Raw genomic sequence first — 22,739 nt, forward strand, 5'->3', positions numbered from 1 at the left:
CGGAACGGCCCCCGGCTCGGACTCCCGTGGTTCCAGGAGTCGGGCCGGGGGCCGTCCGTGCAGCGGTGCGTCAGCGCCGTGGGTGGGCGCTCACTCCTTCCGGGAGCCGACCGGGCCGCCGAAGATCTGGCCGCTGTCGGTGCCGCCGGGATCGCCGGTACCGCCCCCGTCGCCGCCGGGGCCGGAGGTTCCGCCGTTCCCACCGTTGCCGTTCCCGCCGTTGCCGTTCCCGTTCCCGCCGTTGTCGTTCCCGCCGTTCTCCTGGCACCGCGGGTCGAGCGGCGGGCAACTCGTCTCGGACGGGGAGGGGTCGTTCGACTCGGACTCCGAGGGCTCCTCGGACGGCGTCTCGCTCGGCGTCTCCGACGGGCTCGGCGGCGCCGAGGTCTCGGTCGGGGTCGGCTCGGGGCTCTCACCGGGCCCGTAGACCTTCTCGCCGATGGGCTGCGCCTTGGGGAACTGCTTGACGCTGGTGCCCTTGAGGGCGGCCTTCATGTAGGAGGTCCAGATCTGCGCCGGGAACGAGGCGCCGTGGATCTTCTCCTGGCCGCCGGTGCCGAACATCTCCAGGAACTTGCGGTCCTTGGCGGAGGCGTCGTCGTTCATCCGCCACATGCCGACCGCGGTCGACAGCTGCGGGGTGTACCCGGCGAACCAGGCCGACTTGTTGCCGTCCGTCGTACCCGTCTTGCCGGCAGCCGGGCGGCCGATCCCCTTGGCGACGGTGCCGGTGCCCCGTTCGACGACGTCCGTCAGCACGTCGGTGACGTTGTTGGCCACCTGCGGGCTGAAGGACTGCTTGACCTCGTGCTCGGGCAGGGTCAGGCGCTTGCCGTCCTGGCCGACGACCTTGGTCACCGAGTACAGATCGCGCTGCTTGCCCTGCGCGGCGAACGTGCCGTAGGCGCCGGCCATCCGGATCGCGCTCGGGGTGGAGATGCCCAGCGAGAAGGAGGGGCTGTTCGACTTGTTGAGGCTGGAGGGCAGCAGTCCGGCATCCTCGGCGTTCTTGCGCACCGTCGGGATGCCCACGTCCATGCCGAGCTGCACGTACGGGGTGTTCACCGAGTGCACCATGGCCTCGCGCAGATTGATCCGGTAGTCCTCCGACTTATCGCCGTAGTCCTGGTTGCCGTCGTTGGTCTGCCGCCAGGACTCGCCTTCCTTGTTCTTCCAGATCTCGCCGTTGTAGTTGCGGACGAGCATCTTGTTCTTGCCGCTGTAGAAGCTCTTGTCCGGGTTGGCGAGGGTGCGCTGGTCGGCGGACTGCTGCTCGTCTCCGCTGCGGTCGCGCACCCCGTCGCGCATGGCGGCACTCAGCACGAACGGCTTGAAGGTGGAGCCGACGGGCACACCGGTCTCGTCCGCGTTGTTGGTGAAGTGCTTGACGTAGTCCTTGCCGCCGTACAGGGCCACGATCCTGCCGTCGCTGGGAGAGACCGAGGCGCCGCCGAACTGGACGTGGGTGTCCAGATCCGGGCGCTTCTTCGGGTCGATGTTCTCCTTGTAGATCTTGTTGACCGAGTCCCGGAGGGCGAATGTCTTCTCTTTGTCGAAGGTCGTGGTGATCTGGTAGCCGCCGCGGTTGAGCTGCTCGCGAGTGAGGACGTCGTTGTTGACCAGGTAGCGGTTGGCCAGGTCGATCAGATAGCCCTTCTGACCCCGCTTGTCCATCGCCTTCTTCGGCGGATTGATCGTCGGCAGGCCCTTTTTGATGGCATCGTCCGCCTTGGCGCGGGACATCTTGTGGACCTCGACCTCGCGGTTGAGGACGGACGTCCACTTCTTCTTCGAACGTGCCTCGTTGGCCTTCCGGTCGCCCTCGTAGGGGTCGTAGAGCGCGGAGCCGTTCAGCAGCGTCGTCAGATACGCGCCCTCTGAGGCATCGATCTTTTCGACGTCCTTGCCGAAGTACGCCTGCGAGGCCGCCTGGACGCCGAAGGCGCCGCGGCCGAAGTAGGCGGTGTTGAGGTACCCCTCCAGGATCTCCGACTTCTTCATCGTGGCGCCGGCCTTGATGGAGATGAACAGCTCCGTGACCTTGCGCTTGATGGTCTGGTCCTGGGTGAGGTAGTTGTTCTTGACGAACTGCTGGGTGATCGTCGAACCGCCCTGGGTCTCCCCGCCGGTCGCCATGTTGAAGCCGGCGCGTGCGATACCCATCGGGTCGACGCCGGAGTCGTCCCAGAACGAGGCGTTCTCCGAGGCGACGACCGCGTGCTGGAGCGACTTGGGCATCTGGCTCAGCGACACGTTCTGCCGGTTCTTCTCGCCTTCGGCACCCGCCACCGCGAGCCGGTCGCCGTTCTCCCAGTAGTAGACGTTCGTCTGCGAGCGCGCGTCCGCCTTGGCCTGGTCGGGGACCTCCACCATCCACAGGCCGATCGCGAAGGCGACGATCAGCAGCCCGACGAAGCCGAAGCAGGTGGCGGACACCAGCTTCCAGGACGGCAGCCAGCGCCGTACGCCGTGCTTCCCGGCCCGCGGGTAGTCGATGAAGCGCTTGCGCTCCGGCGTCTCGCGGCCGCGACCGGCTCCGCGCCGCCCGCCCTGGGCGTTCGCGGCCGCCGACGCGGCCCGCCGCCGTCCGCCGCCCTGGGCGGCCCTCCTGGCCTCCGCGCGGCCGCCGTGGCCGGACCCGCCGGCTTCCGACCGGTGGCCCTGTGCTTCAGGGGCCGGACCGGAGGGCGGCTGCTGTCCGCCACCGCGGGAGGCCGACCGGCGGCCGGAGGACGGTGGCGGCTGCGCCGCGCGACGGCCGCGCCCCTGCGGCGGCTTTCGACGGTTTCCGCTCATTGGAACAGCTACTCCTCGGGCAGGCGGCCCGTGCGCCTGAAGGTGGCAGTTTGCTTCTGGTCCCCCCGGGTGCGCCGGGACGGGAGAACCGGACCCGGACGCACTTCACCGGAGACGAGGACGCGCACTCGCGTCGCACGGTTCCCGGTGGTCTGCACGCGGACAGACTACGCAGCTCCAAAACCATCCTTAGCCGGTATTCGCCACAAAGGACGCAAAGGTACTCCGGTGAATCGGCGATGTGAGGGCCTTCACCGACCCCCCTCTTGTCGCTTCCGGCACCGCGTTCTATCGTCGGGATGTATCGAGTCGATACATCAGAGCGAGATAAGCACGGGATAAGCGGTTGTGGACGGAGGTGGGCGGACGGTGAGCAGGCGCTCCGGCGTTCTCGAGTTCGCCGTACTCGGTCTGCTGCGCGAGTCCCCGATGCACGGGTACGAGCTGCGCAAGCGGCTCAACACCTCGCTCGGCGTCTTCCGCGCCTTCAGCTACGGCTCGCTCTACCCCTGCCTCAAAGCGCTGGTGCAGCGCGGCTGGCTGGTGGAGGAGCCGAGCGAGCAGCCGGAGGAGCAGCAGTCCGCGCGGGCCCAGACGGCCCCGCTGGCCGGGCGCCGGGCGAAGATCGTGTACCGGCTGACGGCCGACGGCAAGGAGCACTTCGAGGAGCTGCTCTCCCAGACGGGTCCCGACACCTGGGAGGACGAGCACTTCGGCGTCCGCTTCGCGTTCTTCGGCCAGACCTCGCGCGACGTCCGCATGCGCGTGCTGGAGGGACGCCGCAGCCGACTGGAGGAGAGGCTCGCGAAAATGCGCGCCTCCCTCGCCCGTACCCGCGAGCGCCTCGACGACTACACGCTCGAACTCCAGCGCCACGGCATGGAATCCGTGGAGCGCGAAGTCCGCTGGCTCAGCGAACTCATCGAGAGCGAGCGTGCGGGGCGCCCGGCACGGGAGACCCGTCCGGACCGTCCAGCACCGGGTCCGTCCGACAACACCGACAGATGAGGCCGCGCTCCGTTGCGAGCCTCAGCGAGAACACACAGGGAGCAACCGGAATGGGTTCGGTTCGCGTAGCCATCGCCGGCGTGGGCAACTGCGCCGCATCGCTGGTCCAGGGCGTCGAGTACTACAAGGACGCCGACCCGGACGGCAAGGTGCCGGGGCTGATGCACGTCCAGTTCGGCGACTACCACGTGCGCGACATCGAGTTCGTCGCCGCCTTCGACGTCGACGGCAAGAAGGTGGGCCTCGACCTGGCCGACGCCATCGGCGCCAGCGAGAACAACACCATCAAGATCTGCGACGTGCCGCCCACCGGCGTCTCCGTGCAGCGCGGCCACACCCACGACGGTCTGGGCAAGTACTACCGCGAGACCATCGAGGAGTCCGACGCCGCCCCCGTCGACGTCGTCCGGGCGCTGAAGGACGCGCAGGCGGACGTGCTGGTCTGCTACCTGCCCGTCGGCTCGCAGTCGGCCGTGGAGTTCTACGCGCAGTGCGCCCTGGACGCCGGGGTGGCCTTCGTCAACGCGCTCCCCGTCTTCATCGCCGGCACCAAGGAGTGGGCGGACAAGTTCACCGCCGCGGGCGTGCCGATCGTCGGTGACGACATCAAGTCGCAGGTCGGCGCCACCATCACGCATCGGGTGATGGCGAAGCTGTTCGAGGACCGCGGGGTCGTCCTGGACCGCACGATGCAGCTGAACGTCGGCGGCAACATGGACTTCAAGAACATGCTGGAGCGGGAGCGGCTGGAGTCCAAGAAGATCTCCAAGACGCAGGCCGTCACCTCCCAGATCCCCGACCGCGACCTGGGTGCCGACAACGTGCACATCGGCCCCTCGGACTTCGTCGCCTGGCTGGACGACCGCAAGTGGGCCTACGTCCGGCTGGAGGGCCGCGCCTTCGGCGACGTGCCGCTGAACCTGGAGTACAAGCTCGAGGTGTGGGACTCGCCCAACTCCGCCGGTGTGATCATCGATGCGCTGCGCGCCGCGAAGATCGCCAAGGACCGCGGTATCGGCGGCCCGATCCTCTCGGCCTCCTCGTACTTCATGAAGTCGCCGCCCGTGCAGTACTTCGACGACGTGGCCCGGCAGAACGTGCAGGACTTCATCGACGGCAAGGCGGAGCGCTGACCGCCGGCCGCTGACGGCCCACTGCGCGGAGGGGCCCGGGGAAACGTCCCCGGGCCCCTCCGCGCGTGTGCTGCAACTGCTGTATCCGCTGTATCCGTCCCAGCGGCCGGGGCGGACGGGCCCGCGCTGCCCGGGCCGCCGTCAGCGGGCCGGCGTCAGCGGTCCACCGTCCGGTCCACCGCGGTGGTGGTGTGGCGGAGGATCGCGACGAGCTCCTCACCCACATGCGGCTCCGGCGCGTCGGCGGGGACGAAGAGGATGGAGACCTGCATGTGCGGCGGCTCGGCGAACCAGCGCTGCTTGCCCGCCCAGACGAACGGGGAGAGGTTCCGGTTGACGGTCGCCAGGCCCGCGCGGGCGACGCCCTTGGCGCGCGGTGTGATGCCGTGCAGCGCCTTGGGGGACTCCAGGCCCACCCCGTGCGAGGTGCCGCCCGCGACGACGACGAGCCAGCCGTCGCCGGACGCCTTGGCCTGCCGGTAGCCGAACCGCTCGCCCTTGGCCACCCGGCTGACGTCCAGGATCGCGCCCCGGTACTCGGTGGCGGCGTGGTCGCCCAGCCACAGCCGGGTGCCGATCCGGGCGCGGAAGCGGGTCTGCGGGAACTGCTGCTGGAGGACGGCGAACTCCTCCGGCAGCAGATGGCTGACGAACATGGTGTCCAGCGGCAGCCGCGCGGCGCGCAGCCGGTCCATCCAGCCGATGACCTCCTCCACCGCGTCCGAGCCGTCGGCCCGGTCCAGCGGCAGATGGATGGCGAAGCCCTCCAGGCGGACCTCGTCGATGGCGGCGTGCAGCCGCGGCAGGTCCTGCTCGGTGACGCCGTGCCGCTTCATGCTGCTCATCACCTCGATGACGACCCGGGCCCCGCGCATGAGGCCCACGCCCTCCACCGAGGAGACCGAGCGGATGGCGCGGTCGGGCAGCGGCACCGGTTCCTCGTCCTTGCGGAACGGGGTGAGCACCAGCAGGTCGCCGCCGAACAGGTCCTTCGTACGGGCCGCCTCGTAGGTGGTGCCGACGGCCAGGATGTCGGCGCCGAACGCGGTGGCCTCGTCGGCCAGGCGCTCGTGGCCGAAGCCGTAGCCGTTGCCCTTGCAGACCGGCACGATGCCCGGGAACTGCTGGATCACGGTCTGCTGGTGCGCCCGCCAGCGATCGTTGTCGACGTAGAGGGAGAGCGCCATGGCCGGTACGGAACCTTTCTGGTGGGGTCGTCTGGTGGGGTCGTGCTGGCGGGCGGACAGCCCGGACGGGCGCGGAGAGCGCGTCAGCGGCGCGACATGTACATGTCGAGCGCCTTGTGCAGCAGCTTGTTGAGCGGGAAGTCCCACTCGCCGAGGTACTCGGCCGCCTGCCCACCGGTACCGACCTTGAACTGGATCAGGCCGAACAGATGGTCGTTCTCGTCCAGCGAGTCGCTGATGCCGCGCAGGTCGTACACGCTCGCACCCAGTGCGTAGGCGTCCTGGAGCATGCGCCACTGCATCGCGTTGGAGGGCCGCACCTCGCGCTTGTGGTTGGCGGAGGCGCCGTAGGAATACCAGACGTGACCGCCGACGACCAGCATGGTGGCCGCCGAGATGCGCTCACCCTCGTGCTCGGCGAAGTACAGCCGCATCCGCTGCGGGTCCTCGCCGTTCAGCACGTTCCACATCCGCTGGAAGTAGGCCTTGGGCCGGGGCCGGAACCGGTCGCGCTCGGCGGTGATCTCGTACAGCCGCTGCCACTCGTCCAGGTCGTACGGGTTGGCCATGTCGCCCTGGACCACCTGCACCCCGGCCTTGTCGGCCTTCTTGATGTTGCGGCGCCAGAGCTGGTTGAAGCTCTTGTGCACGTCCTCCAGCGAGCGCCCCTCCAGCGGGACCTGGAAGACGTAGCGCGGCTGCACGTCGCCGAAGCCCGCGCCGCCGTCCTCGCCCTGCTGCCAGCCCATCCTGCGCAGCTTGTCCGCCACCTCGAAGGCGCGCGGCTCGATGTGCGTGGCCTCGATGTCCCGCAGCCGCTTGACGTCCTGGTCCTGGATGCCCTTCTTGATGGCCGCCGCGTCCCAGCGCCGGATCACCACGGGCGGGCCCATCTTCACGGAGAAGGCGCCGTGCTGCTTGAGGTGGTCGAGCATCGGGCGCAGCCACTCGTCCAGGTTGGGCGCGTACCAGTTGATCACCGGGCCCTCGGGCAGATAGGCGAGGTAGCGCTTGACTTTCGGCAGCTGCCGGTAGAGCACCAGGCCGGCCCCCACCATCTCGCCCGTCCGCTCGTCGAACCAGCCCAGGCTCTCCGAGCGCCACTCGTTCTTGACGTCCGCCCAGGCGGGCACCTGACAGTGGCTGGCCGACGGCAGGCTCTGGATATACGCCAGATGCTGCTCTCGGCTGACGGTCCTCAGGGTCAGGCTCATGGCGGGACGCTCCTCCGGCGAACTGACGATGCTCGCCGGGAAGCCTACTGTGCCCCGCAACGCCCTGTTCGGCCCAGGGCCGGGCCGGAGAGGCGGTTTCGCGCCGCCCCGCCGGCTCCCGCGCGGGCCGCCCTCCGGGCTGCGGCGCGGTGCGCCGCCCATGGCACCGGCTACGACGTCGGTCGCACCGGCTACGACACCGGGCGCCCCGGCTACGGCACCAGTCCGCCGTGCGCCACGCCCAGGTAGAACCCGACCGCCGCGGCGCCGAGACCGATGATCGTCACGAACCGCTCACCCGTCGTCGCGGAGATGAACTGGCCCCAGGCCCCGGTCAGGATTCCGATCAGCCCCGCCCACGAGCCGATCATGTGCAGCCCCGGCCACCATGCGGTGATCACGGCCACCAGGCCCAGCAGCAGTGTCACGCTCGCGAAGGAGTTCTCCACGGGATGCCGCTTGCCGTCGGAGTTCAGATAGGAGAAGGGATGATTCCAGCGCACTGCCTGTGCCATGTGGCACCTCCCGACGCAGCTGTGGACAGTGTGACGCGGCTCCGGGCGGGGACGCGGCTCCCGGGGGAAGCGCGGCGCGGACTGTAACGCCGCTCACATCTGAGGTGTCCAGATTGCTCCGGGTTACCCCTGGATTTCAACCGGAAGGCCGTGGCCGGGTAGGCTGGCCCGTCTGCACCCCGCGGGGCGGAAACGAATCCCGTGGGTGCGGAAACGCATCACGACCCTCCTGCCACGGAACGACCGTGGCCGCTGAGTCCAGAGGAGGTGGGTTCCACATGCGTCACTACGAGGTGATGGTCATCCTCGACCCCGATCTGGAGGAGCGCGCTGTCTCCCCCCTGATCGAGAGCTTCCTTTCCGTCGTCCGCGAGGGCAACGGCAAGGTCGAGAAGGTCGACACCTGGGGCCGTCGTCGTCTCTCCTACGAGATCAACAAGAAGCCCGAGGGCATCTACTCGGTCATCGACATGCAGGCCGAGCCCGCTGTGGTCAAGGAGCTCGACCGGCAGATGAACCTGAACGAGTCCGTCCTGCGGACCAAGGTCCTGCGCCCGTCGACCCACTGAGGCCGACTCCCGAGTAGCACCGAGCACCACAGCTCCACCGAGCACCACCAGGCACCACAGCAGCCAGCAGCACGCCGAGAGGTTCACCCATGGCAGGCGAGACCGTCATCACGGTCGTCGGCAATCTCGTCGACGACCCCGAGCTGCGCTTCACCCCCTCCGGTGCGGCGGTCGCGAAGTTCCGTGTCGCGTCCACCCCCCGCACCTTCGACCGGCAGACCAACGAGTGGAAGGACGGCGAGAGCCTGTTCCTGACCTGCTCGGTCTGGCGGCAGGCGGCGGAGAACGTCGCCGAGTCCCTCACCAAGGGCACCCGCGTCATCGTGCAGGGCCGCCTCAAGCAGCGCTCGTACGAGGACCGTGAGGGGATCAAGCGCACGGTCTACGAGCTGGACGTCGACGAGGTCGGCGCCAGCCTCCGCAACGCCACGGCCAAGGTCACCAAGACCACCGGCCGCGGCGGCCAGGGCGGCGGCTTCGGCGGTGGCGGCGGCCAGGGCGGCGGCGGCAACTGGGGCGGCGGCCCCGGTGGCCAGGGCGGCCAGGGCGGCGGCCCCGCGAACGACCCGTGGGCCACCGGCCCGGCCGGTGGCGGCCAGGGCGGCGGCGGCAACTGGGGCGGTGCCCCCGGCGGGGGCAACGGTGGCGGCTACTCGGACGAGCCACCCTTCTGAGCGAAACTCATAGGAGTAGAGACATGGCGAAGCCGCCTGCTCGCAAGCCGAAGAAGAAGGTTTGCGTGTTCTGCAAGGAGAAGATCTCCTACGTCGACTACAAGGACACGAACCTGCTGCGGAAGTTCATCTCCGACCGCGGCAAGATCCGTGCCCGCCGGGTCACCGGCAACTGCACCCAGCACCAGCGCGACGTCGCCACGGCCGTCAAGAACAGCCGTGAGATGGCGCTGCTGCCCTACACCTCGACCGCGCGATAAGGGAAGGGTGACCACACCATGAAGATCATCCTGACCAACGAGGTCTCCGGCCTCGGCGCCGCAGGCGACGTCGTCGAGGTGAAGGACGGCTACGCCCGCAACTACCTGGTCCCGCGCGGTTTCGCGATCCGCTGGACCAAGGGTGGCGAGAAGGACGTCCAGCAGATCCGCCGCGCCCGCAAGATCCGCGAGATCGCGACGATCGAGCAGGCCGACGAGATCAAGGCCCAGCTCGAGGGCCTGCGCGTCGGCCTCACGGTGCGCGCCGGGGAGCAGGGCCGGCTGTTCGGCTCCGTCACCCAGGCGGACATCGCCGACGCCATCAAGGCGTCCGGTGGCCCCGACGTGGACAAGCGCCGCATCGAGGTGGGCTCGCCCATCAAGTCGCTGGGCGCCCACCAGGTCGCCGTGCGGCTGCACGCCGACGTGACCGCCACGGTCGGCGTGGAGGTCGCAGCGGCCTGACGCCGCACGCGACCCAGATCGGCCGGGGCCGGCTGCGGCCGGCCCGAGCCGGCTGAGACACACAGCAGGGCGCACTCCCTTCCGGGGGGTGCGCCCTGCTGCGTCGTATCGGGGTCGTGGTACCGAGGGCCTGTCCGATGGCGCCCCGCCCGGCCCCGGCTCGCGGTCCCCTTCCGCCGGGTGCCCCACCCGGCGCCTCCGTCAGGCGCGTACCGCGCCGGTGACGGCCCAGCGCCCCGAGCGCGCCCGCAGGGCCAGGGTGACCAGCCGGGTGGCCATCATCAGCCCGGCGACCGTCCACCACAGCGAGGTGAGCCCGCCGCCGAGGGCCGGTACCGCCAGCGCGACCGGCGCGAAGACCGCCAGGGTGACCAGCATGGCGCCTGCCAGATAAGGGCCGTCCCCGGCGCCCATGAGCACCCCGTCGAGGACGAAGACCACGCCCGCGATCGGCTGGGTGACGGCCACCACCAGCAGTACCGGGGTGAGCTGGTCGATCACGGCCTGGTCCGTCGTGAAGAGCGGCATGAACAGCGGCCGCACCAGCGCCACCAGCGCCCCCAGCACCACCCCGGAGACCACGCCCCACAGCACCATCCGCCGGCAGGCCGCCGTGGCCCCCTCGACGTCGGAGGCGCCGAGACAGCGCCCGATGATGGCCTGGCCGGCGATGGCGATGGCGTCCAGCGCGAAGGCGAGCAGCGACCAGAGGGTGAGGGTGATCTGGTGGGCGGCGATGTCCGCGTCGCCCATGCGGGCCGCCACCACCGTGGCGATCAGCAGAACGGCACGCAGCGAGAGCGTCCGGATCAGCAGCGGGGCCCCGGCCCGCCCGCTGGCCCGGATCCCGGCGAGGTCGGGACGCAGCGAGGCGCGGTGCCGCAGTGCGGCGCGCACCACCACGGTCAGATAGACGGCGGCCATCCCCCACTGGGCGAGCACCGTGCCCCAGGCGGAACCGGCGATGCCGAGTCCGGCGCCGTAGACGAGCAGCGCGTTGAGCGCCGCGTTGGCGCTGAACCCGCCGACGGCCACGTACAGGGGGGTCCTGGTGTCCTGGAGGCCGCGCAGCACGCCGGTCGCGGCGAGGACGACGAGCATGGCCGGGATGCCGAGCGCGCTGATGCGCAGATAGGTGGTGCCGGGCGGCGCCGCGGTCGGTGAGGCGCCGAACGCGTCGATCAGCCAGGGGGCCGTCGGCAGCACCGCCGCCACCACGAGTCCGCCCAGCAGGAGCGCGAGCCAGATGCCGTCGAGGCCTTGGCGGAGTGCGGCGGGCAGATCGTCGGCGCCCAGCCTGCGGGCGACGGCGGCGGTGGTGGCGTAGGCGAGGAAGACGAAGATGTTCACGCCGGTCTGCAGCAGTGCCGCGGCGACGCCGAGCCCGGCGAGCTGGGGGGTGCCGAGGTGGCCGACGATGGCGCTGTCGGCCATGACGAAGAGGGGCTCCGCGACGAGTGCGCCGAAGGCGGGGAGGGCGAGCGCGACGATCTCGCGGTCGTGGCGTCGCACGGTGGCGCGCGTGGTCGGGGAAGCGGGGCTCATAGGTTCGATCCAAACATCCACAGGTAATGAGCACAACGGGCTTGTGGCGCTTACTTTACGGTGTACGTGACAGGCGTGAACACCCTCGGTGATCCTCCCGGGGGTACCGGCGGAAAGTTTTTTCGCCGCACAGGGCGTGTACGGTGAAAGTGCAGGTCAGGGTAGCTGTTGTGGCGAGGTTCGGAAGTAATCCACAGCACTGTCCCCCGACTCGTGCACAGCTTTCGGCGGCTTCTCCACAGGTTGGCCCCGACTGTCCACACCACCCTGTGGATAAGGTGATTGGCTGAACCGTGCGGGCCGCCTACGGTGTACCAGCGCCCGACTCCCCGTTCCCCTCTTCTTCACCGTCGCAGCGACGCGCCGTAACCCGGGTCGGGCGGCCCGATTGCCAGCGTTTGTCAGTGCTGTGCCGTAAGACTGTGCCCTACGACGGGACCTGTGGGAGGAGGCGAAGCGGGGTGACCCAGCAGCCCGAGCACGTGGAGGACCCCTGGGCCGCCGACCTCGCGACCGAGGAGGGCTTCGCCCTGACGGCGCAGCCACCGCAGGGCCGCCGGCGCAACGGCAGCGGCGGCGGGAGCAACGGCGGACCGGGTGCAGGGCGCTCCGGGTCCGCCCTTCCCGAGCAGCACGAACGCGGAGCCGAGGGTCCGGCAGGCGGATTCGAACGGGTGCCCCCGCAGGACCTGGAGGCGGAGAAGTCGGTCCTCGGCGGCATGCTGCTGTCCAAGGACGCCATCGCCGACGTGGTCGAGGTCCTCAAGGGCGTCGACTTCTACCGCCCGGCGCACGAGACGGTCTACCAGGCCATCCTCGACCTCTACGCCAAGGGCGAGCCCGCCGACCCCATCACCGTCACCGCCGAACTCACCCGGCGCGGGGAGATCGCCCGCGTCGGCGGCCCCGGCTACGTCCAGGCGCTGGTCCAGGCCGTGCCCACCGCGGCGAACGCCGAGTACTACGCGGAGATCGTCCACGAACGAGCCATCCTGCGCCGCCTGGTCGAGGCAGGCACCCGCATCACCCAGATGGGCTATGCGGCGGACGGCGACGTGGACGACATCGTCAACGGCGCCCAGGCCGAGATCTACGCCGTCACCGAGCAGCGCACCTCCGAGGACTATCTCCCGCTCGGCGACATCATGGAAGGCGCCCTCGACGAGATCGAGGCCATCGGCTCCCGCAGCGGCCAGATGACCGGCGTCCCCACCGGCTTCACCGACCTCGACTCGCTCACCAACGGCCTGCACCCCGGCCAGATGATCGTCATCGCCGCCCGTCCCGCCATGGGCAAGGCCCTCGCACTGGACACCCCTCTCCCCACCCCCTCCGGGTGGACGACGATGGGCGAGGTGAAGGTCGGCGAGCGGCTGCTGGACGCGCACGGCCGCGCCACCCGCGTCACCGCCGCCACCGAGGTCATGACGGACCGCCCCTGCTACGAGGTCCGGTTCGACGACGGCACCGCGCTCGTCGCCGACGCCGAGCACCAGTGGCTCACGGACACCCGCGCCTCCCGCCGGGACGCGCGGGAAGCGGCCCGCAGCGGCGACGGCCGGCCCCCGCAGGACCTCCCGGCGGTGCGCACCACCCGGCAGCTCGCCGAGTCGCTGCACTCCGCGGCCGACCGCCGCCCCGACCACTCGGTGCGGAACACGGCCCCGCTGGACCTGCCCGAGCGCCGACTGCCGCTCGCGCCGTACACCCTGGGCGCCTGGCTCGGCGGCTCTCCCGATTCCGACGTCCCCGCCGACGGCACCGGGGCCGCCGACACGCTCCGGGTCACCACCGACGAACCCGAGGTGCTGCTCCACATCGGTGCCGACGGATACGCCACCTCGCGCGTGGGTCAGACGGCGAACCACGCGCTCCACCTCTCCGGCGCCCCCGCACAGCCGGGGAACGCCCGAACGGTTCTCCGCACGCTGGGCATGTCGGTGTCGGAGGGCAAGCGCATCCCGCGGAGTTATCTGCGCGCCTCCGAGGCCCAGCGCCGGGCACTCCTGGCCGGACTGCTGGACACCCACGGCACAGTCGGAGAGGCGGGTGCCGTCAGCTTCGCCGTCGCCCGGGAGCAATTCGCCGAGGACTTCCGCGAACTGCTGCTCGGCCTCGGCTACCGCTGCGTCCTGACCACCCGTCGGCTGCGGGACGGGCACGAGGGGCACGGGCACCACGACCCCCGCGAGGACCATGACCTCAGCGAGGAACCCCCGGCGGACCCGGTGCTCCACGAGGTCACCTTCACCACTCCCGACGAGGTCTTCCGGCTGGAGCGGAAGCGGCTGCTCCACAAGGAGCGCAGACCCGCGCACGCCCCCCGTGCGGACGCCCGGTTCATCACCGAGGTGCGCCCGGTACCCAGCGTCCCGGTGCGCTGCGTACAGGTGGACAACCCCGACAGCCTCTATCTGGCCGGCCGGGCGCTGGTTCCCACCCACAACTCCACGCTCGCGCTGGACTTCGCCCGCGCCTGCTCCATCAAGCACACCATGCCCAGCGTGATCTTCTCCCTGGAGATGGGCCGCAACGAGATCGCGATGCGCCTGCTGTCCGCCGAGGCCCGGGTGGCGCTGCACCACATGCGCTCGGGTTCGATGACGGACGAGGACTGGACGCGGCTGGCCCGGCAGATGCCCCAGGTCACCGACGCGCCCCTGTACATCGACGACTCGCCCAACCTGTCGATGATGGAGATCCGCGCCAAGTGTCGCCGCCTCAAGCAGCGCAACGACCTCCAACTCATCGTCATCGACTACCTCCAGCTGATGCAGACGGGCGGCTCCCGCCGCCCCGAGAGTCGCCAGCAGGAGGTCTCGGAGATGTCCCGTAACCTCAAGCTGCTCGCCAAGGAGCTGGAAGTCCCGGTCATCGCCCTCTCCCAGCTCAACCGCGGACCCGAACAGCGCACCGACAAGAAGCCGATGGTCTCCGATCTGCGTGAGTCCGGCTCCATCGAGCAGGACGCGGACATGGTGATCCTGCTGCACCGCGAGGACGCCTACGAGAAGGAGTCCCCGCGCGCGGGCGAGGCCGACCTGATCGTCGCCAAGCACCGCAACGGCCCCACCGCCACCATCACGGTCGCCTTCCAGGGCCACTACTCCCGCTTCGTCGACATGGCCCAGACCTGACGTGTCGTTGTAAGGTCTCGAATTTTCGCGACACATTCTCAGACTCGATGGCACATCGGCGGCACTTGTGCCCTCTGCGTGAGGCGTGCTGGTCGAGGCGCCCACGCCTTCCGGGTGATGGAGGCTCCAGTCTGCCAACGTGTCTATACGCACGACAGCGGCTTTCCCGCCTCCTGGCAGTCCGGACCTACCCCATCCTCACCGAAGCAGCCCGAGACCTCGGCATCCACCACTCCACCCTGGTGATCCAGATCAACCGTCCGGAAAGGGATCTCGGACAGCCCTTGCTCGAACGAGCTGAACGCGGCACCGCCATGAAGCTGACCCCCTTCGGGAAACGCGTCGTCACAGCAGCCCGGAAGATTCCGGCTGAGACGGACCTGTCGCGCGGCGCTAGAGTCCAACAGCGAAGGAGGGAAGACGGTGCTGAACAAGAAGGGTTCCCGGAACATAACCGTTGACGGGATCGAGTACCGTTGGCGGATCCGCAGGAAGCCCTCCTACATGCAGGGGCTTTGCTGGACACCGATGACCTACGCGATCGAAGCGGCCAGCGGCAGCCAGCCGGGCACGACCTTGATCGTCACTAGCGGCCAGGCCCATCCCAGTAACTGGGTGGGTGTCGAGGCGGAGCCCCTTCGCCCAGCTCGCGTTGCTGCCAGCATTCGAGAGGCACGGGATCAAGGCTGGGATCCGACCCGGGTCGGCTCGCCCTTCCGGCTCGACCGATCCGCAGGATTCATCGCCCAGCCGTGACACAAAGCGGAGGAGGGCGGCGCATCTGGCCCGGCACCATGGCCTGGTGACGACATGGATGCGCTGCTATTGGGACGAGGAAGACACCTGGTTTTACTTCGAGATCGACCCCGAAGGCTGGGTGATTCGGCAGGTCGAACTCGAAGGGCCTGAGCTGACCCCGATCGCGGCTGCCTCACTCGCCGAGTGGCAGCGGGCCCGCGACGCCGGCCGCCTCGATGAGTACGACAGCAGGTTCGGGATCACGGCTGAGCTGCCCGTCTCGGAATGGGAAGGCTACGACCCCGAACAACTCACCTCCGAGGAGTTCGAGAAAGTCTGGCGTCCTGCCCGCCGGCAGATCGCATCCCGGCCCAGCTGACCTCTCGGCCCCGCGGCGACTTCTTGGCATCATCGCGACATGACCCCGAGCCTTCCCCGCACTGTCCGAGCCGTCGACACCGCCCAGCTCTTGGACCTGGCCCAGGAGGCCGCCACGCATAGCTTCAGCCAGCGGCTCCCGGTCGACTGGCTCCGGGAGCACCTCGCCGCGGAGGCGACGCACTACCTGTTCCCGACGCTCGTGCAGCGGCTCACGCACCGTCTCGAGATGCCGCTGCAGTGGAGGTGCCAGCAACTGCTGACCGTCAACACCGGCGAACAGATCTGGGGTTTGCTCGACGTCCTTCCCGACACCTTCGACAAGATCCCGGAGACTCTGGACACGGCGTCCAAGAAGGACATAGTCAACCGCATCGAGCATGCGGTGACAGTGCGCGAGTGGATGGAACGGATGGCTGACGGACAGCCTGAGGAAACGACATCGCTCTGAGACAGCAGCCGGCCGACAGGCTGTGAGACTGAAGGGGAACCTCCTGGTCACAGCGGCGGCGCCTGACACCGAAAGTGAGGACCTACACCGGTGTAGGTTCCCGTTTCCGCTGTCCTTTTCTCACTGACCGTGGCCCTTGTCCGGCCCAAAGGCCACTGCGCTGAGACGGGCTTCTTGTCCTGTCGCATTGAAGCCATCGGCGCCGTTCAGCGTGAGTAGTCCGCGAGAGTAAGCAGCAGGTGGGCAGACTCTGGGCGCACGTGGTCTGAGTGCGCTCCGGCCGGGTTGAGGCGGCGACCGCGGACGAACACATCGGAGGCGTCGATGTTGACGAAGCGATGGTCCAGAGCGGAGAGCGGATACCGCTCGGCGAGCGGCAGCAGACGCGTGGTGTACATGGGCCCGGGCGCCGGGCCGATTCCGGAGTGCCCGATGCCGGGCTGCTGTTCGGCCCGCAGGTGCCAGAATCCCGTTGCTCGGTCGTGGCGGGAGTACGTGGCGACGATGGGGCCTCTTAGCGGAGCTCCGTCGTGTTCCTCGCTCGGCAGGATGTGTGGAAAGAGCGAGAGGAACGCATCGCGTCGTGCGGCCATCTGGAACAGCAGCATGCTGTCCGCGGCGAACGGGTGGGAGGAGGAGCCGTTCACTGAGTGCCAGCCGAGTGTGTAGTCGAGCCGGACGTCCGCCGCCCATTGCACCGCCTCGCATACGAACCGGCAGCCGAAGGAATGTCCGATGAGGTGGAGGAATTGACCGTCGCGGTTGGCCAGCACGGGCGCTGCGCCGGGGTCCGCCCGCTCGGCGTCCAGATAGCCGAGAAGTCGGCCCAGAATGTGGGCAGCATGTCCGCCTCCGTCGCGTGCGCCCATGGCGTGCGCCCGGTCCCTTATCTTTCGGTAGCCAGCGGGGGTGACCGGGCTGGATGACGGCCAGCGCACGACGACACACCATGGGTCAAATCCCTCGGCCGCCAGGGCCGGATATCGGGCCGGAGCCGCCGATAGATTGTCGTGTCCCAAGGCTATTAGCCGTTCAGCGGTGCGGTGGGCAGAGTTGGGGGACGTCTGCCAGCCGTGGACGTAGACAAGAATGTCCGTCGCCCAGGCGGGCGGGGCGAGACGCTCTGCGAAGTAGTCGCGCAGCCAAGGCTCGGGCACCGGCTCACCGGTGTGAGCGTCGAGTAGCCAGCCGTCCTCGTCCAGGTCGATGGCCGCGATCGAGGCGACGCGGCTCATATCTTTCCTCCGTTGGTCAGTTCCAGGCGGGTGTCCATGCCGCCTTGCAGCCCGTAGGCGAACCCAAGAGGGTTGCGGTACCGGGCGGTGAAGTGCTGGGCCAACTCGTGTGCGATCCCACCAGCAGTCGCGTTGCCGCGCAGGTACCGCGTGACGAACTCCAGCGCGTATTCGGCGGCGAACGCCTGCGGCATCGAGATCAACGGTCCGAGGACGCCCTGCGCGCCATTCTCGATGAGCACGCGCCCGAGGAACGCACGGGCCACACTCGCTCCGGAGACTCCGGCGTGACAGGCGTTGAGAAGGACGAACGGCCGGAAATCGGTGTCCCGGCGAGGCGCCAGCAAGGTGCGTAGTTCGTAGCTGTCGATCTCCGTGCCGTCCGTGAGCCTGATGACCGGGACGTGGGGCTCCGGCTTGTTGTCCTTGAACTCGCCGTGGCACCAGAAATACATCACTTGCTCGTCCAGAGCCGACTCTTCGAAGTCGCGGACCAGTTCCTCGTAGGTCGTGCGCACGGTGCACTCCGTGCCCTCCGCCAAGACCTTCGCGACCTCGTCTGCCCTCGTGCCGCGGCCCAGGCGGGCGTCGTGGTTCAGACTGACCTTGGGCCGCTCGTGTGCCGTGCAGGGAGGTCCGACCCACGTGTAGGCGTCGGCGGTGTGCTCGATCTGATGGCGATGCCCGAGGAACCGGGAAAAGAGGGCGTCCAAGGTCGCTGCAGGCGCGGTGGGCTCTTGGGCTATACAGAGCATGGGCCAGGGCAGATGCAGGTCGGAGTCGAACCGCACCCGTAGCCCCTCCTGGGTAAGAGCTGATCGCAGGTACGTGCGGAACATCTCCGTGCGTACGTCGTCTCCGCGCAGGAGCGTGTTAAACAGCAGGGATTCTCCACTACGGGCCAGACGTGCTATTGCCAGGCGCAGTTGCTCCTCTGGTTCGCCGCTGAGGTCGGCGTTCGTTGCGTATGGACGCCACCGGCTCCCCAGAGCCCGGCGTCGGTCGTCGGTCGGCTGGAATTCAACAAACCACGTCCTCCAAAGATCGCAAAGCCGGGCCGCCTCGGCGTGGACATCGTCGGACCGGGCGATCAGGTCGGCCTTGTGCTCGCTGCCGTGGATGGCCGGAACGGACGTGCCTGAGATCCGGGCCCGGATTCGGCCGCCACCGAGGACGTCGAAGCTGACGCGGAGATCGGGCGGCTCCGTCTCCAGGTGCGGCAGAAAGCGGAAGCCGTCGCTGGGGTCTTGGACGACGCGCGTGGTCACGGGGCGGGGCACCGGTCAGGACCTCCCCCTGCGCGGCGTTGCCCGTCTCCGCCCCGCCTCGGCTGTTTCGGGACCCTCGATGTCCAGGTCCGCCTCCACTTGCTGCAGAGCAACTCCGGTGTCGTGGTGCAGGAAAGTGAATCGGATCCGGTGCATGCCGGGCTCCACGGCTGTGACGCGGAACTGCGCAGAATCGGCGTTCCCAGGGCTGTAGACCACCGTGGCCGGCGTAACTTCCGCACCACTCAACGGCACCGCTACGATTTCCAGTGAGGGTCCGGCATCAGGGCGGGCCCAGGGGTGCGCGGAATCGGCCACCAGCTTCACGCTCAGGCGGACGGGGGTCCCAGCACAGGGATGGTCGTCCAGGAGCATCAGGTCCGCTCGGCAGCGCGGCGCTGCCAACGGTGCAGGAATTGGCACGTCTTCCGCGCCGAGGGCGTCCGCGACTTCCGCGTGCCGGACTCGGCGCGCGGCGCCCGGTTCCAGGAGGTCGAGCAGCCGGGCCGGAGTGGGGCGGTCGGCGGCCCGCGGGGCGAAGGCGCCGCGCAGCGTCTCGGCGAGCACCCGGTGCTCGTCGAGGTCGACGGGCGCGCGGTCGGTGGGGCCGTGCCGTCCGGTCACCAGTCGGTAGAGCACCTGGGCCACGCTCCACACCGCGTCCCGGGAGTCCACGAGCCCCTCGCCGCGGCGTTGTTCGGGCGAGCAGTAGGGCGCCCTGCCCCACCGGGTCCGCGGCGCTCCGGCGCGGGCCACCCCCTCCAGCCCCCAGAGCTGGACCGAGGTGCCGTCCCAGAGCACGGTGGCCGGTGAGATCCCGCGCAGCACCAGGCCCTGGCCGTCCAACAGGCACAGCGCCAGCATCAGATCGCGGGCGATGACCCGCTGGTCGTTGGCGCCCGTCACATGGGTGCGCGCGGCGGCGGTGCCACGCGGCGCGGCGTACAGCAGGAACGGCTCGGCGGCGTCCAGTTCGTAGCCGATGATCCTCGGGAAGAGCGCCGCGTACGCCGTGGCGGCGAGCACCCGGCGCAGCCGCAGCGCGGTGCCCGCCTCGGCGTCCAGCAGGGCCCGGGCCGCCGGGTTCGCCGCGTCGGCCGCGGTCAGCCGCACCTGGACGCACTGCTGTCCCTCGTCGTCGAGCAGTCTGCGGATGCGCTGCGGCAACTGCGGATCGCGGCGGGACTCGCGGCCGAAGCGGACCGGGGCGACCCGGCGTCGCCCCGAGGGGACGGTGAAGGCGAGCGTGGCCGGAGCCGGCCCGCCCTGCCCCGGCAGGGGGGAATGCCTGCTGTTCGTCACCAGCCGTCGCCATCCCCTTGTGCGTCGGTTTCCGTCCATTTGCTCGAGATCGATCCGGACCTACAGGGCCGTCCGCCGTACGAGGCCGTCCGGCCGTACACGGTCGCCGGCTCGCCCCGCTTGGTCATGTCGTACGCATCCGTCGTGCCGTACGGCTTGTGGTTCATGGTCCAGACAGGACGCCCCGGAGGTATTGCCCCTGCCGAAGAGACCCGGGACGAATACAACAAGGTCATCCTGAACTATCCCACGAACTCCGGACGTTGAATGGCCAAGCGCTCGCCGCGGCCTACCGCCATCCGAAATGCAGCGGGTCTTCTTGTCGTGCGGCGCACCAAGGGACAGGTGGCAATGTTTCAGCGCGGGTGATGTCTCCGAGGCGGCAGTCGGGCTGGACGGTGGGGACGCCCAGCCCGTCACATCCTCGGTCGGCCGCGAAGGACCAAGATCGTGAGACAGGATGTTGTGGCCCGGTGAGACAAGCCAAGAACACGCAGGTCTCCACGGTGGAACGGGACATTCCAATTGCGGGCGTGTAGTGCAGCCCGCCCGGACCGGCGGGATCCCGCGCTGCGCCGCCCGGGGGCGGGCCCGCCCCCGGACCGGCGGAATCCGGTTGCGGCGGGAGCGGGCGGCCCGGTGAGGTACGGCCATGGGCGATGCCGTGCGGCAGGCGGGACGGGGGACCGCAGCGGAGGCGGGCACTGCCCCGGTAGCGGCGCCGCCGTGGCACCGGGTGGCGGTCCTCGCGGCGCTGATGCTGGCCGCCTTCAGCTTCAACACCGCGGAGAACCTGCCGATCGGGCTCCTGGAACTCCTCTCCGACCGCCTCCGGGTGCCGGTGCCGACGGTCGGCCTCCTGGTCACCGGCTACGGCCTCACGGTGGCCGTGGCCTCGGTGCCGCTCGCCCAGGCCACGCGGGCCGTACCCCGGCGCCATGTGCTCACCGGGCTGCTGGCCGCGCTGGTCGTGTCCAGCACCGTCGCCGCGCTGGCCGCCTCCTACGGGGTGCTGTTGCTGGCGCGGCTGCTGACCGCGCTGGCCCAGGCGCTGTTCTGGGCTGTGGCGGGACCGGTCGCGGTGGGCCTGTTCGCACCGGCCGTCCGCGGGCGGGTGGTCGGCGCGATCTCCGTCGCGGGGTCGCTCGCCCTGGTGTTGGGTGTGCCCGCCGGTACCTGGCTGGGGTGGCGGCACGGCTGGCCGGCGCCCGTCGCCGTGCTGGCGGCACTGGGCTGCGTCGCCCTGCTGCCCGTCGCCGCGCTGCTGCCGACCTCGCGTCCGGACCGGGAGCCCGCCGCGTACGGGACCAGCCCCGACGCCCGCCGGTTCGGGACCGTGCTGCTGGCCGGCACGCTGTCCGCCACCGGAGCGTTCGCCGGGTACACCTACCTCGCGGCGCTCCTGGGCGAGGTGAGCGGCTACCCGCCGGGCGCGGTCAGCGTCCTCTTCCTGGCCTTCGGCGCGGCGTGCCTGGCCGGGGTGAGCATCACCGGGCTGCTGCTGGACCGCTTTCCGCAGGCTGCGCTGACCACCGCCGTGGGCACCCAGGCGGTGGGCATGCTCGGGCTGTACGCGGTCGGAAGTGACCCGGTGGCCGCAGTGGCGTTCCTGGTGCTGATGGGCGGCGCCCTCGGCCCGGTGTTCATGGCCACGCAGCACGCGATGCTGCACTGCGCACCGGGCCGCACGGATCTCGCACTCGCGGCCAACTCGGGCCTCTACAACGCCGGTATCGCCGCAGGCGCCGCACTCGGCGGACTGGTCCTCTCGTGTGCCGACGTGCGCGCCGCCTTCCTCGTCGGCGGGCTGCTGACCACGGCGTCCTGCGCCGTACTGCTCGGCAGCCGACTCCTGCCCCGGCGCCGCGGTCCGCCGGGCGGGGCCGTGGCCGGAGCGCGGACGAGGGGCGTCCCCCCGCGCTGAGAGAGCGACCGTGCCGTGGCGTGAGGCCGGCTCCCGGCCGCCGCGGCCGGTGGCGTTCCGCCCGCAGCGATCGGCCGTGCGGGAGGCTGTGCAGAAGGGCCGGCGGCCGACACAGTGTTCTCATGACTGTGGGGTTCAGTGGTGAAGTGGCGGAGCACTACGCGAGATTCCGGCGGGGATACCCGGAGAGCGTGCTGGACACCCTCCAGGAGTACTTCTCCCTGACAGCGGCCGACTGCGTCCTGGACCTCGGCTGCGGCACAGGGCAGCTCACCCTTCCGCTCGCGCGGCGAGTCCGCTCGGTGCTCGGGATGGACCCCGAGCCGGACATGCTGCGCCTCGCGCGCGAGAGATCCGGTGCGCGGGGGCCGGCCAATGTGACCTGGGTGCTCGGCGCCGACACCGATGTCCCCGCGCTCGGCGCGCTGCTGGGACGGGCGTCCCCCCTTGCGATGGCCGTCATCGGACAGGCCCTCCACTGGATGCGGCACGACGCGCTCTTCCGGGACCTGTTGCCGCTGTTCCGCGCGGGCGGAGGCATCGCCGTGCTCGCCAACGGGGCGCCGCTCTGGCAGCAGGACTCCGACTGGTCCGGCGCGCTGCGCGGCTGCCTGGCGGAGTACTTCGGCACCGAACTCACCGCGTCCTGCGGGACGGCCGAGCAGGACCGGATCCGGTACGCCGAGTCCCTGAAGGAGGCCGGTTTCTCCGACGTGCGGAGCACAGCGGTGTCCTACACCGAAGAGCTCACCTTCGAGCAGGTCGTCGGTGGCCTCTACTCCGCCGTCCCCGCAGAGTTGCTGCCGACAGCCGAGCAGCGACCGGCGTTCGAGGGCCGGCTCCGGAAGGCACTGCCGGCTGTCGACGTGTTCCCCGAGCAGGTCCATGTCTCGGCACTCGTCGGCCGGGTCGGCTGACCGGACGCGGCGGAGGAGTCCGG

21 protein-coding genes are annotated in these 22,739 nt (G+C 69.9%); 13 read left to right on the top strand and 8 right to left on the bottom strand.

The features are described 5' to 3' along the window. Nucleotides 1–90: 90 nt before the first annotated feature. Complete coding sequence (locus ACFYMO_RS12240; protein WP_366772633.1) at nt 91–2,796, bottom strand: transglycosylase domain-containing protein; 2,706 nt, start codon at nt 2,794–2,796, stop codon at nt 91–93. A gap of 369 nt (nt 2,797–3,165) precedes the next feature. On the opposite strand from ACFYMO_RS12240, the gene ACFYMO_RS12245 reads away from it, so the two are divergent. Both ACFYMO_RS12245 and ACFYMO_RS12250 read left to right on the top strand, forming a co-directional pair. Next, entirely contained in the window at nt 3,166–3,804 is a 639-nt protein-coding gene (locus ACFYMO_RS12245; protein WP_019356733.1) for a PadR family transcriptional regulator, read from the top strand. A gap of 50 nt (nt 3,805–3,854) precedes the next feature. Next, nucleotides 3,855–4,937, top strand: coding sequence for an inositol-3-phosphate synthase (locus ACFYMO_RS12250; protein ID WP_074999076.1), 1,083 nt, complete (start codon nt 3,855–3,857; stop codon nt 4,935–4,937). Nucleotides 4,938–5,092: 155 nt separating this feature from the next. On the opposite strand, the gene ACFYMO_RS12255 is transcribed toward ACFYMO_RS12250, so the two are convergent. The 3 genes from ACFYMO_RS12255 to ACFYMO_RS12265 form a co-directional block, all read right to left on the bottom strand. After that, nucleotides 5,093–6,124 carry an alanine racemase gene (locus tag ACFYMO_RS12255; RefSeq protein WP_019356731.1) on the bottom strand — a complete coding sequence of 344 codons (1,032 nt, stop codon included), beginning with the start codon at nt 6,122–6,124 and terminating at the stop codon, nt 5,093–5,095. An 83-nt stretch (nt 6,125–6,207) separates the two neighbouring features. Beyond that, nucleotides 6,208–7,338, bottom strand: a complete 1,131-nt coding sequence (locus ACFYMO_RS12260) for a peptidoglycan bridge formation glycyltransferase FemA/FemB family protein (RefSeq protein ID WP_366772634.1) — start codon at nt 7,336–7,338, stop codon at nt 6,208–6,210. 212 nt (nt 7,339–7,550) lie between these two features. Further along, nucleotides 7,551–7,853: a hypothetical protein gene (locus ACFYMO_RS12265; protein WP_019356729.1), complete on the bottom strand. Its 303-nt coding sequence runs from the start codon at nt 7,851–7,853 to the stop codon at nt 7,551–7,553. Nucleotides 7,854–8,131: 278 nt separating this feature from the next. Here ACFYMO_RS12265 and rpsF point away from each other — a divergent pair, with 278 nt between their 5' ends. From rpsF to rplI, 4 genes are all read left to right on the top strand, one after another. Beyond that, nucleotides 8,132–8,422 carry a 30S ribosomal protein S6 gene (gene rpsF, locus ACFYMO_RS12270; protein WP_019356728.1) on the top strand — a complete coding sequence of 97 codons (291 nt, stop codon included), beginning with the start codon at nt 8,132–8,134 and terminating at the stop codon, nt 8,420–8,422. 89 nt (nt 8,423–8,511) lie between these two features. Continuing rightward, nucleotides 8,512–9,096 (top strand): single-stranded DNA-binding protein, encoded by a 585-nt coding sequence (locus tag ACFYMO_RS12275; RefSeq protein ID WP_276476280.1) that lies wholly within the window; start codon nt 8,512–8,514, stop codon nt 9,094–9,096. Nucleotides 9,097–9,119: 23 nt separating this feature from the next. Then, nucleotides 9,120–9,356, top strand: coding sequence for a 30S ribosomal protein S18 (rpsR, locus tag ACFYMO_RS12280; protein WP_003978893.1), 237 nt, complete (start codon nt 9,120–9,122; stop codon nt 9,354–9,356). 18 nt (nt 9,357–9,374) lie between these two features. Further along, a complete protein-coding gene (gene rplI, locus ACFYMO_RS12285; RefSeq protein ID WP_388545948.1) occupies nt 9,375–9,821 on the top strand; it encodes a 50S ribosomal protein L9 in 447 nt (148 codons plus the stop codon). 201 nt (nt 9,822–10,022) lie between these two features. Here rplI and ACFYMO_RS12290 read toward each other — a convergent pair whose 3' ends face one another. Further along, nucleotides 10,023–11,366: an MATE family efflux transporter gene (locus ACFYMO_RS12290; protein ID WP_366772636.1), complete on the bottom strand. Its 1,344-nt coding sequence runs from the start codon at nt 11,364–11,366 to the stop codon at nt 10,023–10,025. 461 nt (nt 11,367–11,827) lie between these two features. Between ACFYMO_RS12290 and dnaB the strand changes: the two genes are divergently transcribed. From dnaB to ACFYMO_RS12315, 5 genes are read left to right on the top strand one after another with little or no spacing between them, the layout of a single operon-like run. Further along, on the top strand, nt 11,828–14,503 hold the full coding sequence (gene dnaB / locus ACFYMO_RS12295; protein WP_388545952.1) for a replicative DNA helicase: 2,676 nt from the start codon (nt 11,828–11,830) through the stop codon (nt 14,501–14,503). Between the two features lie 47 nt (nt 14,504–14,550). Continuing rightward, the gene (locus ACFYMO_RS12300; RefSeq protein ID WP_366772637.1) at nt 14,551–14,964 is read left to right on the top strand and encodes a LysR family transcriptional regulator; all 414 of its coding nucleotides are present in this window, start codon (nt 14,551–14,553) and stop codon (nt 14,962–14,964) included. Next, nucleotides 14,927–15,259, top strand: coding sequence for a hypothetical protein (locus ACFYMO_RS12305; protein ID WP_366772638.1), 333 nt, complete (start codon nt 14,927–14,929; stop codon nt 15,257–15,259). The genes ACFYMO_RS12300 and ACFYMO_RS12305 overlap by 38 nt, the downstream gene beginning before the upstream one ends. A gap of 58 nt (nt 15,260–15,317) precedes the next feature. Next, on the top strand, nt 15,318–15,620 hold the full coding sequence (locus ACFYMO_RS12310; protein ID WP_366772702.1) for a hypothetical protein: 303 nt from the start codon (nt 15,318–15,320) through the stop codon (nt 15,618–15,620). Nucleotides 15,621–15,659: 39 nt separating this feature from the next. After that, complete coding sequence (locus ACFYMO_RS12315) at nt 15,660–16,070, top strand: hypothetical protein (RefSeq protein ID WP_366772639.1); 411 nt, start codon at nt 15,660–15,662, stop codon at nt 16,068–16,070. 206 nt (nt 16,071–16,276) lie between these two features. On the opposite strand, the gene ACFYMO_RS12320 is transcribed toward ACFYMO_RS12315, so the two are convergent. Genes ACFYMO_RS12320 through ACFYMO_RS12330 form a run of 3 tightly spaced genes read right to left on the bottom strand, consistent with a single transcriptional unit; the run spans nt 16,277 to nt 19,875 of the window. After that, entirely contained in the window at nt 16,277–17,305 is a 1,029-nt protein-coding gene (locus ACFYMO_RS12320; RefSeq protein ID WP_388545956.1) for a hypothetical protein, read from the bottom strand. Next, on the bottom strand, nt 17,302–18,573 hold the full coding sequence (locus tag ACFYMO_RS12325) for a CHAT domain-containing protein (RefSeq protein WP_388545959.1): 1,272 nt from the start codon (nt 18,571–18,573) through the stop codon (nt 17,302–17,304). The genes ACFYMO_RS12320 and ACFYMO_RS12325 overlap by 4 nt, the downstream gene beginning before the upstream one ends. 15 nt (nt 18,574–18,588) lie before the next feature. Further along, nucleotides 18,589–19,875, bottom strand: coding sequence for a hypothetical protein (locus ACFYMO_RS12330; protein WP_388545962.1), 1,287 nt, complete (start codon nt 19,873–19,875; stop codon nt 18,589–18,591). 757 nt (nt 19,876–20,632) lie between these two features. Between ACFYMO_RS12330 and ACFYMO_RS12335 the strand changes: the two genes are divergently transcribed. Both ACFYMO_RS12335 and ACFYMO_RS12340 read left to right on the top strand, forming a co-directional pair. Continuing rightward, nucleotides 20,633–21,799, top strand: a complete 1,167-nt coding sequence (locus tag ACFYMO_RS12335; protein WP_388546187.1) for an MFS transporter — start codon at nt 20,633–20,635, stop codon at nt 21,797–21,799. A gap of 122 nt (nt 21,800–21,921) precedes the next feature. Continuing rightward, the gene (locus ACFYMO_RS12340) at nt 21,922–22,716 is read left to right on the top strand and encodes a class I SAM-dependent methyltransferase (RefSeq protein WP_388545965.1); all 795 of its coding nucleotides are present in this window, start codon (nt 21,922–21,924) and stop codon (nt 22,714–22,716) included. The last annotated feature ends 23 nt before the right edge of the window (nt 22,717–22,739 follow it).

It is taken from the genome of Streptomyces sp. NPDC007025 (assembly GCF_042869455.1).
Taxonomy (GTDB): domain Bacteria; phylum Actinomycetota; class Actinomycetes; order Streptomycetales; family Streptomycetaceae; genus Streptomyces.